This window comes from Lentzea albida, assembly GCF_900111005.1.
Lineage (GTDB): Bacteria > Actinomycetota > Actinomycetes > Mycobacteriales > Pseudonocardiaceae > Lentzea > Lentzea albida.
The window spans coordinates 1-16,656 of the sequence record NZ_FOFV01000009.1 but is presented as its reverse complement, the minus strand read 5'-3'; the positions used below and the strand labels follow the sequence as shown (position 1 = coordinate 16,656).

General features: G+C 71.0%; 14 protein-coding genes. 10 read left to right on the top strand and 4 right to left on the bottom strand.

Features of this window, described 5'->3' with window-relative positions:
- Positions 1 to 59: 59 nt before the first annotated feature.
- Both BMY74_RS22585 and BMY74_RS22580 read left to right on the top strand, forming a co-directional pair.
- Positions 60 to 3,254 (top strand): GH92 family glycosyl hydrolase, encoded by a 3,195-nt coding sequence (locus BMY74_RS22585; protein ID WP_089919188.1) that lies wholly within the window; start codon positions 60 to 62, stop codon positions 3,252 to 3,254.
- 45 nt (positions 3,255 to 3,299) lie between these two features.
- Positions 3,300 to 4,193 carry a phosphotransferase family protein gene (locus BMY74_RS22580; protein ID WP_089919186.1) on the top strand — a complete coding sequence of 298 codons (894 nt, stop codon included), beginning with the start codon at positions 3,300 to 3,302 and terminating at the stop codon, positions 4,191 to 4,193.
- Here BMY74_RS22580 and BMY74_RS22575 read toward each other — a convergent pair.
- The gene (locus BMY74_RS22575; protein WP_089919184.1) at positions 4,188 to 5,096 is read right to left on the bottom strand and encodes an RluA family pseudouridine synthase; all 909 of its coding nucleotides are present in this window, start codon (positions 5,094 to 5,096) and stop codon (positions 4,188 to 4,190) included. The genes BMY74_RS22580 and BMY74_RS22575 overlap by 6 nt on opposite strands.
- A 93-nt stretch (positions 5,097 to 5,189) precedes the next feature.
- Here BMY74_RS22575 and BMY74_RS22570 point away from each other — a divergent pair, with 93 nt between their 5' ends.
- On the top strand, positions 5,190 to 6,053 hold the full coding sequence (locus BMY74_RS22570) for an EamA family transporter (RefSeq protein ID WP_089919183.1): 864 nt from the start codon (positions 5,190 to 5,192) through the stop codon (positions 6,051 to 6,053).
- Here BMY74_RS22570 and BMY74_RS22565 read toward each other — a convergent pair.
- Positions 5,956 to 6,843 carry a LysR family transcriptional regulator gene (locus tag BMY74_RS22565; RefSeq protein ID WP_089919181.1) on the bottom strand — a complete coding sequence of 296 codons (888 nt, stop codon included), beginning with the start codon at positions 6,841 to 6,843 and terminating at the stop codon, positions 5,956 to 5,958. The genes BMY74_RS22570 and BMY74_RS22565 overlap by 98 nt on opposite strands.
- A gap of 80 nt (positions 6,844 to 6,923) precedes the next feature.
- On the opposite strand from BMY74_RS22565, the gene BMY74_RS22560 reads away from it, so the two are divergent.
- Both BMY74_RS22560 and BMY74_RS22555 read left to right on the top strand, forming a co-directional pair.
- The gene (locus BMY74_RS22560) at positions 6,924 to 7,526 is read left to right on the top strand and encodes a hypothetical protein (protein WP_089919179.1); all 603 of its coding nucleotides are present in this window, start codon (positions 6,924 to 6,926) and stop codon (positions 7,524 to 7,526) included.
- Between the two features lie 14 nt (positions 7,527 to 7,540).
- Positions 7,541 to 8,194: a fibronectin type III domain-containing protein gene (locus BMY74_RS22555; RefSeq protein WP_089919177.1), complete on the top strand. Its 654-nt coding sequence runs from the start codon at positions 7,541 to 7,543 to the stop codon at positions 8,192 to 8,194.
- 179 nt (positions 8,195 to 8,373) lie between these two features.
- Here the strand turns inward: BMY74_RS22555 and BMY74_RS22550 are convergent, their stop codons facing one another.
- On the bottom strand, positions 8,374 to 9,018 hold the full coding sequence (locus BMY74_RS22550) for a hypothetical protein (RefSeq protein WP_089919174.1): 645 nt from the start codon (positions 9,016 to 9,018) through the stop codon (positions 8,374 to 8,376).
- Positions 9,019 to 9,205: 187 nt separating this feature from the next.
- On the opposite strand from BMY74_RS22550, the gene BMY74_RS22545 reads away from it, so the two are divergent.
- Genes BMY74_RS22545 through BMY74_RS22530 form a run of 4 tightly spaced genes read left to right on the top strand, consistent with a single transcriptional unit; the run spans position 9,206 to position 15,712 of the window.
- Entirely contained in the window at positions 9,206 to 11,374 is a 2,169-nt protein-coding gene (locus BMY74_RS22545) for an NHL repeat-containing protein (protein ID WP_143091666.1), read from the top strand.
- Entirely contained in the window at positions 11,371 to 12,336 is a 966-nt protein-coding gene (locus BMY74_RS22540) for an AAA family ATPase (protein ID WP_089919171.1), read from the top strand. The genes BMY74_RS22545 and BMY74_RS22540 overlap by 4 nt, the downstream gene beginning before the upstream one ends.
- Entirely contained in the window at positions 12,333 to 13,439 is a 1,107-nt protein-coding gene (locus BMY74_RS22535; protein ID WP_245786300.1) for a DUF58 domain-containing protein, read from the top strand. Before BMY74_RS22540 ends, BMY74_RS22535 begins: the two co-directional genes overlap by 4 nt.
- The gene (locus BMY74_RS22530; RefSeq protein ID WP_143091665.1) at positions 13,436 to 15,712 is read left to right on the top strand and encodes a transglutaminase TgpA family protein; all 2,277 of its coding nucleotides are present in this window, start codon (positions 13,436 to 13,438) and stop codon (positions 15,710 to 15,712) included. Before BMY74_RS22535 ends, BMY74_RS22530 begins: the two co-directional genes overlap by 4 nt.
- 4 nt (positions 15,713 to 15,716) lie before the next feature.
- Here the strand turns inward: BMY74_RS22530 and BMY74_RS22525 are convergent, their stop codons facing one another.
- The gene (locus BMY74_RS22525) at positions 15,717 to 16,208 is read right to left on the bottom strand and encodes a hypothetical protein (RefSeq protein ID WP_143091664.1); all 492 of its coding nucleotides are present in this window, start codon (positions 16,206 to 16,208) and stop codon (positions 15,717 to 15,719) included.
- 252 nt (positions 16,209 to 16,460) lie between these two features.
- Here BMY74_RS22525 and BMY74_RS22520 point away from each other — a divergent pair.
- A partial coding sequence (locus BMY74_RS22520; protein ID WP_245786322.1) for a transposase occupies positions 16,461 to 16,656 on the top strand: 196 nt, incomplete at its 3' end.

Sequence of the window (16,656 nt, the reverse complement as noted above, 5' to 3'; positions counted from 1 at the left end):
GCGCATCGCCCACGTCCGACGGGTGTCGATACGGCGACCGGCAGGCAATACTGCCCTTCATGCGGACACTGGTTGTAGTCGGGCTGTTACTAGGGTTAACAGTCCCTGCGCAAGCGGCTCAGGCGGACGAGGACCCCTCGTCCCTGGTGAACCCCTTCGTGGGGACGCAGAACTTCGGCAACACCTTCCCCGGCGCCTCGGTGCCGTTCGGGATGGTGCAGGTCAGCCCTGACACGGGTGGTCAGGGCGGATACGACTACAAGGCCACCTCCCTCTACGGCTTCTCGCAGACCCACCTGTCGGGAGTCGGGTGCGGCGTCATGGGCGAGCTGCCCGTCATGCCGACCGTCGGGGCCGTCGACAACGTTGACATCAACGGGTACAAGTCCGACTTCAGCCATTCGGACGAAGCCGCGCAGCCCGGCTACTACCGCGTCGGGCTCTCCCGGTACGGGGTGAACGCCGAGCTCACGGCCACGCAGCGGACCGGTTGGCAGCGCTACACGTTCCCCTCGACGGGCGCGGCGAACGTCCTGTTCAACACCGGCCGCTCCAACCAGACCGTGCTCGACTCCGAGATCCACGTCGTCGGCGACCGGACCATCGAGGGCCGGGTGCGCAACGGCCGGTTCTGCGCGGGCAAGGACGAACACACCGTCTACTTCACGGCCTCGTTCGACCGCCCGTTCGCGTCCTTCGGCGCATGGCGCGGGAACACGCCCACGCCGGGTGTCCGGGACGCCGCAGGTACGGGAGGGAACGGCGCGTGGGTCACGTTCGACGCCTCCGCGGACCGCGATGTCGTGCTGAAGCTCGGCCTGTCGTACACGGGGATCGAGGGCGCGCGGAAGAACCTCGCGGCGGAGGCTCCTTCCTACGACTTCGACGGTGTCGTCGCGGGCGCGAAGGACGTCTGGAAGAAGCAGCTGGACGCCGTGAGGGTGTCCGGCGGGCCGCGTGATCGCCAGGTCGCGTTCTACACCGCGCTCTACCACTCGGTGCTGCACCCGAACCTCGCCGGTGACGTCGACGGCAAGTACACGGGCTTCGACGGGAAGGTGCGCACGGCGTCGGGTTACACGCCGTACCAGAACTTCTCGCTGTGGGACACCTACAGACCGCAGAACCAGCTCCTGCAGATCCTGGAGCCGAAGGTCGCCCGTGACGTCGCACTGTCCGTCGTGGCCAGCGGACGCGATGGCGGATGGTTGCCGCGCTGGGCTCTGGCTTCGTCCGAGACCAACATCATGACCGGCGACCCGGTCACCCCGTTCCTCGTCGAGGCCTGGTCCAAGGGGCTGCTGAAGGGCTACGAGGAGGAGACGTACAACCTTTTGCGCGCCAACGCCACCTCGCTTCCTCCCGCCGACTCGCCGTACAACGGCCGGTCCGGTGTGCAGTTCTACTCCGACCGCGGCTACATCCCGTCCGGCCTGGAGCTCGGCGAGGACTGCGCGCACAAGGGCGGTGACAACGACTGCGTGCACCCGGCGTCCGCGACCCTCGAGTACTCGGCCGCCGACGCCTCGCTCGCGCTGATGGCCGAGGGCCTCGGCAAGAAGGCGGACGCGCGCCTGTTCTCCGACCGCGGCCAGTGGTACCGCAACCTGTGGGACTCCTCGATCGGCCAGTTCCGCCCGCGCACCACCGCCGGCACGTGGCTGTCGCCGTACAACCCGGTGGACGCCTCGCACCAGTTCCACGAGGGCGGCGCCTACCAGTACCAGTGGCTCGTGCCGCAGGACCCGGCCGGCCTGGTGTCGCTGATGGGCGGCAGGCGGGAGACGGAGAAGCGGCTCGACTCGTTCTTCGTCTACGACAAGCTGCTCGCCGACCCGGCCGGCACCGCGAAGCGCGACTGGATCACCGAGCCGTACGACTACTACGGCAAGCCGACCTACAACCCGAACAACGAACCCGACCTGCTCGCGCCGTACATGTACCTGTGGGCGGGCACGCCGTCGAAGACCGCGACGGTCGTGCGGGCGGCGATGACGTTGTTCACCACCGGTCCCGACGGCATGACCGGCAACGACGACCTGGGCACCATGTCGGCCTGGTACGTCTTCTCGTCGCTGGGCATCTACCCGACCTTCAACGGCGCGGACTTCCTCGCGCTGTCCTCGCCGCAGTTCGAGTCCGCGACCGTCCGAATCGGACAGCACGGCTCGCAGGGCGGGACGCTGACCGTCTCGGCGCGCGGTGTGTCGGACACCAACCGGTACATCAAGAGCGTGTCGTTCGGTGGCCGTGACGTCCGCAAGACCTGGTTGTCGTGGTCGTCGTTGCAGCGCGGCGGCAAGCTGACCCACGAGGTCTCGTCCAAGCCGTCGTCGTGGGGCACCGGGCGCGGGGACGAGCCGCCGTCGCTGAACAAGGGCAACGAGGACTCGCGCCGCGCGTTGTCGGCGTCGCTGCGCAACTCCGAGATCGTCGTGCCGACCGGGGACACCGCGACGTCGCTGACGCTCCAGCTGGACGTGCTGGCGCAGTCGCCGGGCGCCACCACGGTGCGTCCCGTCGTCACGGCTCCCGCGGGCTGGAAGGTGAGCGGTGCCAAGCCGTTCGCGATCGTGTCCAGGTCCCTGCCGACGCAGAAGACGGTACCGCTGACGCTCACGCTGCCCGCCGGGATCGCCGCCGGGTCGTACGAGGTCTCGGTGCAGGTCGAGTCGGTGGCGCTGAAGGCCGTCGTCGAGGTCAAACCGGCCGCGCTGTGCGCGTTCTCGACGTGCTCGGTGGACCTGGCGCCGGAGCTGAACCACGACGGCACCGCGACGGTCGCCGAGTCGGCGTCCGGCAACTTCGACGGCGGCGGCTGGAGCTACGACGCGGCCCTGCTGCCCGCCAAGGGGCCCGTGACGTGGGGCGGCATCACCTACCAGGCGCCCGATCCCACGGGCACTGCGCCGAACTTCGTCGAGGCGCGTGGGCAGGGGCTCCTGCTCCCCGGCGGCCAGCACTCCTGGCTGCACGTCGTCGGTGCGTCGCACAACGGACCGGTGACCGCGGCCTTCACCGTCTGGTACACCGACGGCACCTCGGCCGAGGTCGCCGCCACGGTGCCGGACTGGGCGGGCGGCGGCTCGGCCGTGCTGGAGATGCCGCACCGCATCAAGGCGGGCCAGGGCGTGGACGGGCCTCCGGTCCGGCTGTTCGGCCAGTCGCTGCGGCTCGACGCCACCAAGACGGTCCGTTCGGTGACGTTGCCGGACGACCCGCGGGTGGAGCTGTACGCGATGACGCTCGCCTGAGGTGATCGGGGGTGCCCGTGCGCGGGCACCCCCGATACTGGTGGCGTGGAGCGTCTCAGCAGCGGTGTGCGGTCGCGGGTGTGGGCGGACGGCGACCGGATCGTCAAGCAGGTGGTCGGGGACCCGGCGGCGTTCGAGCGCGAGATCACCGCGCTGGAGCTCGCCGAGCACACCGGTGTGGTGCCGCGGATCCTCGACGTGGACCACGGGAAGCGGACCGTGGTGCTCGAACGGCTGCGCTCCGACCCGTTCGGCGAGGACTGGGTGATCGACTACGCCCGCGGCCTCGCCCGCCTGCACCAGGCCACCGGACCGGAGCACGCCGGACTGCAGCCGCGCCAGCAGGTGCCGGACCCAGTCCCGTTCCTGCGGTTCGTGCGCGCGATGGGGGTGGAGATCGGCCGTGCGGAGGACGAGCTGGTGTTCGAGGACACCGGGAAGTTCGACCTCGTGCACGGCGATCCCTGCCCCGGCAACGACATGTACTCGCCGCACGGCGCGAGGTTCGTCGACTTCGAGAACGCGACGCTCGGCGACGGGGTGACCGAGGTCGTCTACCTGCGCATCGGCTTCCCGACCTGCGCGACCGTCTCCGAGACGCCCCGCGAGCTGCGCGAAGCGGCCGAACAGGCCTACTTCGAGGAACGCGGCTTCACGGCTCCGCTCGAAGACGCGTGCGTCCGCTGGTTCGTGAACGGCGACGCGCTGGTGCAGCGCGCGGAGCGGGACGGCACCGACCACCTCGCCAGGGTCGTCGGCGAGGACTGGTTCTGGTACAGCACGACGGCACGCGGCCGGCTGATGTTCCGGGCGCGCGTGGTGGCGACGTTCACCGAGACCCACCCGGAGACGAGCGCGCTGGCGCGGCGGCTGCTCGACCGGATGAACCAGGTCTGGGAGCCGCAGCCGATCGACACCCGCCGCACCCACATCTCATGACCAGGCGGAGAGTTCGAGCCTCGACGTGAACGACCTCTCGACCCCCGACACCGGGTCCACGAAGGACAGGTCGCGGGCCAGCAGCTGCAGCGGTGACGAGAAGTCGTCCAGCGGGCGTTCGTGCAGCACCGGGTAGAAGTCGTCGTTCACGATCGGCACCCCGAGGCCGGACATGTGCAGCCGCAGCTGGTGCGTGCGCCCGGTCAACGGCTTCAGCCGGTAGCGCCCCAACCCGTCGCGATGCTCCACAAGGGACACGTGGGTCTCGGCGTTGGGCTCGCCCTCCACCTCGAACGCGGTGATGATGCCGCGCTCCTTGACGATCCGGGACCGCACCACGCGCGGCAGCTCCAGCGCCGGGTCGTACGGCGCGATCGCCTCGTACTCCTTGCGCACCACCCGGTCGCGGAACATCGTCTGGTACTTGCCGCGCAGCTCGCGGCGCACGACGAACAGCACCAGACCGGCGGTGACGCGGTCCAGGCGGTGCGCGGGGGAGAGGTCGGGCAGGCCCAGCGAGTCGCGGAGCTTCACCAGCGCCGTCTGCATGATGTGCTGCCCGCGCGGGATCGTCGCGAGGAAGTGCGGCTTGTCGGCGACCACGATGTCGTCGTCCTGGTGCACGACCCCGACCTCGAACGGCACCGGCACCTCGACCGGCAGGTCGCGGTGGAACCAGATGTAGGAGTCGGGCACGAACGGCGCGTCGAGGCCCAACGGCCCGGAGACGCCCCAGATCCGTTCCTCCGCCAGCATCTCGTCGATCCGCGCGGCGGCCACGCGTGGCAGTCGTTCAACCAGGTGGTCGCGCAACGACGACCAGGCGCCCTCGGAAGGCAGCTTGAGCCGCGCCGCGTCCAGGCCGGCGCGCTGCGGAAGAGGGGAGGAGGGTTTGCGTCTCATCGCACCGGCCAGTCTAAATCGTCGGGAAAACCGAACGACATCGCTCAGAAACATTCGCTGTACTGAACGGAGGGCAGGACGAAGACTGGCGGCATGTCGGTCTTCCTCGTTCTCGGCTCGGTCATCTCACTGCAGTTCGGCGCGGCGTTCGCGAACCAGCTCTTCGGCCAGATCGGCGCGCCCGGCGCCACGGCGCTGAGGCTGGGCATCGCGGCGTTGATGCTGGCTGTGGTCGTGCGGCCGAAGTTCCGGCAGGAGACGCTCGTGCTCGGGATGACCATGGCCGGCATGAACGGCACGTTCTACCTCGCGCTCGACCGGATCCCGCTCGGCGTGGCCGTGACGATCGAGTTCCTCGGGCCGCTCGGGCTCGCGGCCGTGCTGAGCAGGAGGCCGCGGGACTTCGTGTGGGTCGGGCTGGCGCTCGTCGGCGTGGTCGTCCTGGGAGTGCGGGAGTACACCGGCGCGAGGCTCGACCTGATCGGGGTGCTGCTCGCGTTGATCGCGGCCGCGTTCTGGGCGTGCTACGTGCTCGCGGGGCGGAAGGTCGCGACGGCCGGGCTCGGCACCGGCGGGCTGGCGGGCGCGAGCCTGATCGCGGCGGCGCTCACGTTGCCGTACGGCCTGTCGACGGCCGGCGCCGCGTTGTTCGAGCCCAGGATGCTGCTGCTCGGCACGCTGGTGGCGCTGCTCGCGTCCGCGATCCCGTACACCCTGGAGATCCGCGCCCTGAAGACGTTGCAGCCCAGCACGTTCGGCGTCGTGCTCGCGCTCGAACCCGCCGCGGCCGCGCTCGCCGGGGCGTTGCTGCTCGGGCAGCACCTCGGCGTGGTCTCGCTGCTCGGCATGGCCCTGGTGATCACGGCCGGGGTCGGAGCGGCGCTACGGAAAGCGCCAGCGCCTCGCGAAACGCCCGCACGGCCGGATGCTGACCTCGTCCTGCCCGTGCCGCAGTGAACAGCAGCCGGGACCTCGGTTCCGGCAGCTCGTGCAGGTCGACGGTGATCTCGCGGTCGTACCAGACCAGGTCCGGCAGCAACGCGACCGCGAGACCCCGTTCCACGAACCGCAGCTTCACCAGCACGTCGGTCGAGGAGAAGCGCACGTCCGGCTCGAAACCGTTGTGGCGGCACCAGTTCACGTTGAAGATCCGCTGCGGGAAGCCCTCGGTCTCCATGATCCACGGGTAGGAGCCGATCTCGTCCACCGGCAGTCCGCGCGGGACGGCCAGCCGGATCGGGTCCCGGGTCAGTTCCCGGTACTCCAGTCCGGAGAACCGCGCCTCCGGCTGGTCCGGCCACTCCTCCACGAAGACGAGGTCGAAGTCCCTGGCGTTCAACGCGGAAAGCGCTTCCGCCGGGTCGAGCACCTGGAACTCGATCCGCAGCGACGGGTGCTCGTCCCTCATGCGCGCGAACGTCGCCGGGATCAGCGCGAGCGCCGCGGTCTGGAACGTCGCCACCCGCAGCGTGCCGGTGATCTCGTGCAGCGAGGCGGCGACCTCGGACTCGGCCTGGTCGAGCCGGGTGAGGACCTCCTCGGTGTGCCGCACCAGGATCTCGGCCTGCGGGGTGAGCTTCACGCGCCGGCCGACCGGTTCCAGCAGGGGTACGCCGACCTCCGTCTCCAGCAACGACAGCTGTTGCGACACCGACGACGGGCTGTAGTTCAGCGCCTGCGCCACGGCGGCGAGGGTTCCCCTTCGGGAGAGTTCGCGGAGCAGACGCAGACGGTGGAGGTCGAACATCCGATCATTATCGGCTACGCTCCCGCTACCGCCCCCTGAGAAAACGTGCTGCCTTCAGCACGCTTTGAGGAGGTATCGGTATGTCCAAACGACTCCGCATCGCCGCGGGGATCGCGCTGGCAACCGGTCTGCTCGTGTCGGTCGCCCCGGCACAGGCCCAGGTCGAAACCGGTCCGTGGACCAGCTACTCACCGTCGTTCACCGTCCAGGAACGCGGCTGCGGCACGGTCAGCAACCTGACGTTCCAGCTCACCTGCTCCACCGCGAGCGGTGACCAGCGTGCCGAGCGGCGTTACGCCACTTACACCGGCGGCACGCGCCAGTTCGAGGGGAGCTTCCGGATCACGAGTCTCGGCGGCACCCGCGTCAGCCTCAAGCAGACGTTCCGGGAGGCCCCCAGCGCGGGACCGTTCTGGATGCTCGCCGTGGAGCGCGGCGGCCGTCTCTACGCCGTGCACGGGGGCGACACCATCGCCACCGGCGCGACCGTGGGCACCACCGTGCGCGTCAACACCGTCCACAACACGGCCACGGAACACCGCACGTACATCAACGGCTCGCGTGCGCACACCTACGCGAGTTCGGGTACGAGCTTCTACGACAAGTTCGGCGCGTACCGGACGTCCAGCGGCCAGGGCCCGGCCACGGTCGTGTGGAGCAACATCAAGTTCTGGCGCAAGTGATCAGACGAATTTCTGTGGTGGGACTGCTGTTCCTGGCTGCCTGCGGCCAGGGGCAGCAGGACCCCGTGCTGACGTCCGAGCTGACCTCGCCCGTCGACGTGACGCTGCACTGGCGTCCGGAGACGGGGTCGGCCGGGCAGGTCGTCGAGTACGCGAACGCGGCGGACGGCGAGTACACGATCCTGGAGTTCGCCGGACCGGCGAAGGACACCTTCCGGCACCCGGACCTGATCCCGGAAACCCGGTTCTACTACCGGGTCCGGCCGTTCACGGGCACCGCGTCGGCCGCGGTGGACGTCGTGCTGCCCCCTGGCGACGACGTGCCGGAGATCGAGGGGCCCGACTGGACCGCGCCGGTCAAGGCCGGCGGCGGGAAGACACCGGTGGCCTCACCCGAGGCGGCGGCGTCGGATCTGCGGGCCGAGGTGAAGCACGCCAACGGCATCCTGTTCACCTGGCAGGACAGGGCGTCGGACGAGGACGGGTACCTCGTCGAGGTGCGGCCCGCGGGCGCGGCGGACTACCGGGTCGCCGTGCAGCTCGACCCGGACACCACGTCGTACGGGGTGATCACACTCCCAGACGAGAAAACCGCGACCTATCGGGTGCGGGCGTTCCGGTTCGGCGCGCCGTCGAACCTGACGCACCAGACGACGGGAAAGGTCTGAGCGCCTGTCTCGCGCACCACGCGCTCGCGGCGAAAAGCATCGCCGCGAGCGCGTAGGGCCATGTCGTGCGTTCGGTGATCGCCAGCAGGACGTTGGTCGCGGACAGGAGTCCGAAAACGCCGCTGAGCAGCCACCAGGTGAGGTTGTCGTCGTGCGTGCGGGCCGTCATGGCGGCCGGGTTACCCGTTCTCGAGCTCCCTCACACCTTCTTCTTCCTCTTTTTTCTCGCCGCGGCGGCGCATGAACCCGAAACCGGGGATGCCGAGGATCGCCTGGCGCATGTCGCTCGTAACCTCGAGCAGCTGGTGGACCTCCGGGCCGACCTTGTCGAGGGTCGCGAGGATCGGCAGGATGTCGCTGGTCAGGTGCTCCGTGAGCACCGGCAGCTCGTCGACCAGCTTGATCGCGGCCTCGACCTCGTGCGGCGACAGCTCGTCCACGAACCGCTTCGCGAGCGGCTGGGCCTGCTTCGCGATCGGTTCGTAGATGCCGATCAGCTCGTTGGCCGTGTCCGCGGTGTGGCCGGCCGTCGTGACCACCAGGCCCGCCCGTTCGGCGACTTCGCTCGCGCTCGCCGTGATCGCGCGGACCTCGACGACCGCCTTCTCCGCGTCCGACACGACGTTCGCCGTGCGGTCGACCAGCTCGTCGGCCCTGCGCACGACGCCGTCGACGGCGTCGATGGTGCCGTTCACCTTGCGGACGAGCTGCTCGACCTCGCCGATCAGGTCCAGCACGCGGCTCGGGACGGCCGCGACGGCCGCGGTCGTGTCGAGCGCGGTATTGAGCGCCTGCTTGGCAAGTCCCATGCCGGGGATCTCCATGCGTCCACTCTGCCTTACGCGTTGGTCGGTTCGGGGTAACGCCATTCGGTTTTCAAAACTGTCAGACCTCCGGATTACCGTTTTCGATGTCTGCCAGTCGGTGGACCGGACGAACCGGGAACCGTGCGCCGTCCGAAGTTGTCAGAGCCGGGGGCTAGCATCCCCGGCGGGCGAGGGAGGGCGCGTTATGTCTTGGTGGCACCGGATCAGACGCATTATCTCCGGTGGAGGGCGGGAGTCGGCGAGTTTCGTCGCGGCACTGCTGGGGGTGCTGGTGCTCGCGGGCGCCGCGCTCGGCCAGGGCATCTCCCGGACGTCGGTCGCGGTGTCGGACGGGCTCACCTGGCTCGGTGACGACCAGCGCGGTGAGGTCGTGCAGGTCAACCCGGTGTCGGGCAAGCCGCAGACGCGCCTGCAGATCAGCGGGCCCGACTCGCAGCTCGAGATCGCGCAGGAGGACGGCCGGCTGATCGTCCTCAACCGGCGCACCGGCGAGATCACCGTCATCGACCTGGCCACCCTGCTCGCGTCCGGCCGCCGCCAGGCGCCGCCCGGAGCCACGAGCAAGGTGCTGGTGGCGAACGGCCTGGTGTTCGTCGTCGACCGCGCCTCCGGCACCGTGCACACCGCGGACCCGTTGACGCTGGCCGACATCGGGCAGCCGTGGCAGGCGGGCCAGCCGCTCGCCGACGCCGTCGTGGACGAGCGCGGCGTGCTGTGGCTCGTGGACCACGGTGGCACGTTGCGCTCGCTGGACTGGTCCGACGACCAGGAGAAGTTCGAGGAGCGCTCGCAGCGGCAGGTCACCGGAGCCGGGCCGCGCACCGTCCTCGTGCCGCACGACCAGGGCGTGACGCTGATCGGGCTCGACGGCGGTGTCGTCGTGCGCGACGGCACGGGCGAGGACGTCGACTCGCTGACGGACCGCTCGGACGCCGAGGTGATCGCCGCCCAGACGTCGCCGCTCGGTCTGGTTCCCGCCTCCCTGCCGTCGTCCTCCGTCGTGGTGCTCGTCGTCGGCCGTGAGGTGCTGCGCGTCGACGTGGGCGCGATGGGGTGCCCGAACCCCGGCCGTCCCGCGGTGTTCCGCGACAAGGTCTACGTGCCCTGCAAGGGATCCGGCAAGGTCATCGTCCTCGACCGCGGCGGCAACCGCGGTGGCGACGACGTCCGCACGTCCGGCGGGGCCGACCCCGAGCTCGTGTTCGACGACGGCCGGTTGTTCGTGAACGTGCCGGGCTCGTCGACGGGTGTGCTGATCGACCCGGACGGCGCCACCCGCACGCTGACGATCCGCAGCCCCGAGCTCCCGGTGAAGGACCCGGACCGCTCGCCGCCGCCCTCCGTGCCGCCGCCTCCGCCGCCGAACCCGAACGAGCCGGTGAAGCCGCCGCGCAACCCGGGCAACGGCAACGGCAACGGCAACAACAACCCGACGACGGAGACCTCGTCCCCGCCGACCACGTCCTCCGTGCCGCCGTCGACCGGTGGTGGCGCCGCTCCCGGCGCGCCCGCGGGGGTGAGCGTGCGGGAGAAGTCGCGCAGCTCGTCGGCGCTCGTCGTGACGGTGAGCTGGAACGCGGCCACGTCCTCCGAACCGGTCGTGGGCTACACGGTGTCGGGCTCCGGCTCGTTCTCCGGCGGTTCGGTGTCGGCGCAGACCGCAGGGACGTCGGCCGACCTGACGGTGCCGTGCACGGGATCGACGTTCTGCTCGGGCGGCCGCCTCGACGTGACGGTGCGCGGGTCGACGGCGACGACGGCCGGTGCCGCGGGCATGGCCGCGTTCACGGTGTCCGCGCCGAACAACCCGCCGCCTCCGCCTCCCGTGACGACCACGACGACCACCCCACCGCCTCCGCCGCCACCCCCGCCCGTCACGACCACGACGACGACCCCTCCACCGCCACCTCCTCCGCCGTCGCTGCCGACCGCGGGTGCCGCGGTGATCACCGGCATCTCCGGCGGGCGGCAGTTGCCGAGGCGCACGGTGAGCATGGCGCCGCCCGCGGACTGGGCCAGCCACAACGGGCGCTGCGAGGTCGTGAACAGGACGCAGGGCTACTCGGTCGGCATCGCCTGCAACGCCACCACGGCGCAGATCGACGTGGAGGAGGGCAGCAACTCGATCGTCGTGCGCGCCTACGCCGCGTCCGGCGCCGGGCAGGTCGACTCGGCGGCCCGCAGCGTCGTCTACACGAGCGACGGCTGCCTGCCGAACAAACCGACCTGCATCCCCCAGCGGATCGCGGAGGGAGGAACCGGGACCGCGCCGATGGGCGCGGGTGGCCTGGGTCTGCTCGCGGTCGCGTTCCTGCTGCGCATCGGTGTTCGTCGTGGAGATGAGGAAAAGTGATCGACACCGGTGAGGTCTCCGCCTTCCGCGATCTGCACACCCGCCTGGGCGACGCGGTCGAGAGCGCCGTGCGCGGCAAGCGCGACGTGATCGACCTCGTCCTCGTGGCGATGTTCGCGGGCGGCCACGTGCTGCTGGAGGACGTGCCCGGCACGGGCAAGACGACGCTGGCGCGTGCCGTCGCGGGCGCGCTGGGCGGGGTGTCGCGGCGCGTGCAGTTCACGCCCGACCTGCTGCCGTCCGACGTCACGGGCACGTCGGTCTACGACCCGCAGACGGGCCAGATCCGGTTCCGGCCGGGCCCGGTGTTCGCGAACATCGTGCTGGCGGACGAGATCAACCGCGCGGCGGCCAAGACGCAGTCGGCGTTGCTGGAGGTCATGGAGGAGCGGACCGTCACGATCGACGGCGTCGGGCACTCGGTGCCCGACCCGTTCCTCGTGGTGGCCACGCAGAACCCGATCGACCTCGACGGCACGTACCGGCTGCCCGAGGCGCAGCTCGACAGGTTCATGCTGCGCACGTCGATCGGCTACCCGTCGGTGGAGGACGAGCTGGACGTGCTGCGCCCCGGCAGCGGCGCGGGCCGGATCGCCGACGTGCGCACGGTGTCGTCACCGCGCGAGGTCAGCTCGTTCAGCGGCCGCTTGGCGCTGCTGCACGTCGCCGACCCGATCCTGCAGTACATCTCGGCGCTGGGCACGGGCACCCGTACCGACGAACGGCTGCGCCTGGGCACTTCGACCCGCGGCCTGCGCACGCTCGTGCGCTGCGCACAGGTGTACGCGGCGTCGAAGGGCCGGCACTTCGTGGTGCCGCAGGACGTCCAGGACATCGCCGACCCGGTGCTGGCCCACCGCCTCGTGCTGACGCGGGAGAGCGTCCTGTCGGGCGTGACGACGTCCGAGGTGCTGGCCGACGTGCTCTCGCGCGTGCCGGTGCCCAAGCCCGCGGCGCAATGAGACTCACGCTGCGCGGCACCGGCGTGGCGGTGCTGGGCCTGCTGATGCTCGGCGTCGGCCTGTGGTGGCGCTACGCGGGCATGGCGGCGTTCGGCCTGGCGCTGACCGCACTGGTCGTCGCCTCGATCGTGTCCGTGCTGGTCGCGTCACCGCTGGCCGTGTCCCGCACGGTCCGCCCGCGCACCGTGCCGCGCCTGGCGCGCTGCAACGGCCGCCTGGAGCTCTCGTCCACGGGCCGCTGGCCCGTGGCGCTGGACGCCGTCGACATGGTGGCGGGCGCACCCATGGCGGTCGACGTGCCACTGCTGGCACCGGCCGCGGTGGAATCCGTCGACTACGCCATCCCGACCGAACGCCGGGGCGTGTTCGACGTGGGCCCGCTGACGTTGCGCCGCAAGGGCCTGGCGGGCCTCGCCCAGGCCCGCACCGTGCTGGGCGAGGTCGTCCAGGTGCGCGTGGTACCGCGAGTGCTCCCGGTCCGCGGCCTCCCGTCCGGAGCCCGCCGGGGCCAGGTGGGCGCGGACGAACGGGTGGAGCGGGGCGGCACGGACCTGGTGGGCCTGCGCGAGTACGTGCCGGGCGACGACCTGCGCCGCCTGCACTGGGCGACGTCGGCCCGCACCGGCACCCTCATGATCCGCGAGGACGCCGACCCGGCCCGCCCGCACCTGGCCGTGCTGCTGGACGACAGCGCCACCTCCTACGCCGACCCGCAACGCTTCGAGGAGGCCGTGGAAGTGGCGGCGTCCCTCATCACCTCCGCCCTGGAGCAGGGCCACCCGGTGCGGCTGCTGACGTCGTCCGGCGGCACCGACATCGAGGAGCAGCAGGACTCGGCCCCGATCCTCGCGGCCCTGGCCGACCTCGAACTGCAGGACGTGGCCGGCCGCCCGACGGTGCCGGTGCGCGACCTCGACGTGGTGGCCGTGGTGAGCGGCACGACCGTGCCGGCGCTGGTGCTGGAGGCGGGCCGCGCGGCGTTCGGCACCGTGCTGGTGGTGGACGAGACGCGGCCGGTGAGCGCGGCGGGCAGCGTGCTGGTGCTGAGCGGTGGGCGGGCCGAGGACCTGGTCGACTCGTGGAACGCGGTGGTGGCGCGATGAGCCGCGCGGACGGCGGGAACGGCACAGCGGGCACGGGCGATGGCCGCGGCTCGGGTGGCGGTGCGACGAACGCACCTGCCGGCGGATCCGGTGCGGTGGGCAGTGCGGCGAACAGGCCTGCTTCCAGCTCTGACCGCGCCGCGAGCGGTGCGGCCGGCAGCGCGGCGAACAGACCTGCTGCCAGCCCCCACCGCCCGAGCGGCCACGCGTCCCACCGAGCACCCGGCAACACCACGTCCCACCGCGCGAGCACTCACTCCGCCACCGACTCCCTCCTCAAGTACGGCTGGGTCACCGCCCTCCTCCTCGTCGCCTCCCTCCAGCTGGCCCAGGCCTGGGACGGCGCCATCCTCTACTTCGGACTGGCCGCCCTCACCGGCTTCCTGGCCCTGCTGCTGAAGAAACTCGTCCCGGCCGGCCTGGCCGCGCTCGGCGTCATGGTCGTCGCGATGGCCGGCGGCTTCCTCCTGGCCCGCGGCGCCTCCCCGAACCGCGATCCCGCGTGGGTGCTGCTCGACACCGTGCCGAGGCTGCTCACGGCGGCGCGCCCCGCACCCGCCACGCCCGAACTGCTCGTGCCCGGACTGTTGCTGATCATCGGCATCTCCACGGGCGCGGTCCTGTCGGTGGCCCGGCGCGGCACGGCCCTGTTCGTGCCGGCGCTCGGGGCGGCGGCGCTGTACGTGTCGGCGGCGCTGCTCACCACGGGCCGCGCCGACCGGTACGGGCTGGTCGCGCTGACGCTGGTGGTGATCCTCGCGCTGGGCTGGCTGGTCCTCGACCGGCGCGGGCCCGTGCTGCCGCCCGCGGTGCTGGCGACGGCCTTGGCGGCGCTGACGTTGCTCACGTTCGTGCTGCCCACCAACGGGTTCGAGCCGCGCAGGCTCGTCACGCCGCCGGTGACCGACATCGCCATCTCGAACCCGCTGCCACAGCTCGCCTCGTGGGCGGCGCAGGGGGAGGCGGAGCTGTTCCGGGTGCGCGGGCCCGAGGTGCCCCTGCGGCTGGTGACGCTGAGCCGGTACTCGGGAGCGTCGTGGGAGGCGGCCTCGACGTACGGGCCGCTCGGCGTGGTGGACGCGCCCGACCTGCCCACGGGCGGGAAGTTCCAGGACGCCAGTGTGGACCTGCGGATCACCGGGTTGCAGGGGGAGTGGCTGCCGGGGGTCGGCAGGCCGCAGGCGGTGTCGTTGAGCAACGCCATGGTGGATCCGGACACCGGGTCGCTGGTGGTGGCCGAGGGATTGAGGACCGGGCTGAGCTACACCGTCCGGGGTGTTCTCGAGACGCCGTCGGACACCGATCTCGTCGAGGCGCAGGTGCCGACGACGGCGACGAAGTACACGGCGTTGCCGCGGTTGCCGTTCACGTTGTCGGAGTACGCGCGGCAGGCGACGCAGAACGCGCGCACGCCGTACGAGAAGGCCGTTGCGCTGGAACAGGTCGTGCGGCTCAACCGCAGGCCGGACGCCGAGGCGCCGGTCGGGTCGTCGTACGCGCGGCTGGAGACGTTCCTGTTCGGGTCGCCCGGCGAGTCGGGTGCGGGAGCGGGGACGGCGGAGCAGTTCGCGTCGGCGTACGCGGTGCTCGCGCGGGCCGTCGGGTTGCCGACGCGGGTGGTCGTCGGGTTCCAGCCGGTGCCCGAGGAGAACGGCGAGCGGATCGTGCGGGCCGCGGACGCCACCGCGTGGCCGGAGGTGTACTTCAGCGGGTTCGGCTGGGTCGCGTTCGATCCCGTGTCGGGCAACGGAAGCGGGCCCAGCGCCGCGTCGAAGCGCGAGGTGCTGAACCGGCTCGCGTCGACCACCGCGAAGCCGACGCCGACCTCGCTCGCCTCGGTGCCTCCGCTGGTGCAGCCGACGGCGGTCGACCCCGATGCGGTCGCCGCGCCCGAGGCCGCGAAGTCCTTCCCCTTCTGGGTGTTCACGCCGGTGCTGCTGCTCGTCGCGCTCTACGTGGCGCGCACGTCACGGCGTGTGAGACTCCGGGCGGCGGGGCCGGTCGGGGCGTGGAACGAGGTGCTCGACTCGTTGCAGCTCGCAGGCCTCAAGCCGAAACCGAGCCGCACCGTGCCGGACGTCGCGCGCGATTGGGGCGAAGCGGGCGCACGGCTCGCGGTCGCGGTCGACCAGGCCGCGTTCGCGCCGCGGCCCGTCCACGACGAGAACAGCTGGCGGCTCGCCCGGCAGGTGAAGAAAGCTGTGCGGCGCAAGGCTTCCTGGTGGCGCAGGATCGTGTGGCCGGTCGACCCGAGGCCGTTGTTCCGCCGCTGACGGATCAGCGGACCACCTGGGCCGGGATGCAGTTCTTGCCCGTGACCTTGAGCAGCGCCTCGCACAGCGAGGGAGCGATGTCCGACTGGAACGGCCCGAGCCACACGAACTGCGTGAACCTCGTGTCGTTGGGCACGATCGCGGAGCAGACGTCGTCGCGTCGGCTCAGGAACGCGGTCTGCCCGCGCAGCGCCGGGTTCACGCTCTCACGGTGCTGCACCCACATCGTCTCGTAGTCCAGCAACGTCTGGACGTCCTCCGCTCGCATCGCACCCTCCAGCGAGTGCAGCACGAGGACGGACGAGCCCGGATCGCACGGCATGTCCGAGTATTCGAGCTGAACGGGCTCAGCGGAGGGCGTGGGTGCGGCGCCGGTGTTCTCCGGGGACTCCGGCCGCAGTTCGCCGCCGATGAGCACGCCGATCCCGATGCCGATGACGAGTGGGATCGCCGCCAGCGCCACGACTGTGCGGCGCTTCCCTCCACGGGCGAACATCGGTGGGCCGGCATAACGAGCGCTTTGCACCGGGGGACCGTACGCCAATGCGTGCGGACGCAACAACACTGACCCGAAACGACCAGTCCGCGTGCTGGGAGCCCGTTCGCCGGGAGGCGGAACGCGACCTAGCTTGAGTTTTAACCTCTGAACGGTTGGGCGTGACCCTGGTTGATCATGAGTGAAGCCCTTGGTTGATCATTCTTCTTGTCTAGGGAAGAAGATCGTCACCAAGGGCTTCAGTTGATCAGTGTGCACCATGCCCGTGACGCCGCCGCGTCCAGGGAGCTGTCCGGAGTGCGTCAGGAGTTCTACCGCTGTCTGACGCGGCGTGCGGACGCGTTGTTCGAGCTGAGCGATGCGGTGTTGTGCGGGGACGGCCCGGTGCGGTCGATCGCGGAGCTGTCGCTGGCCGGCGAGCATCGCCGCGGGCATGGCAGCGGCTATG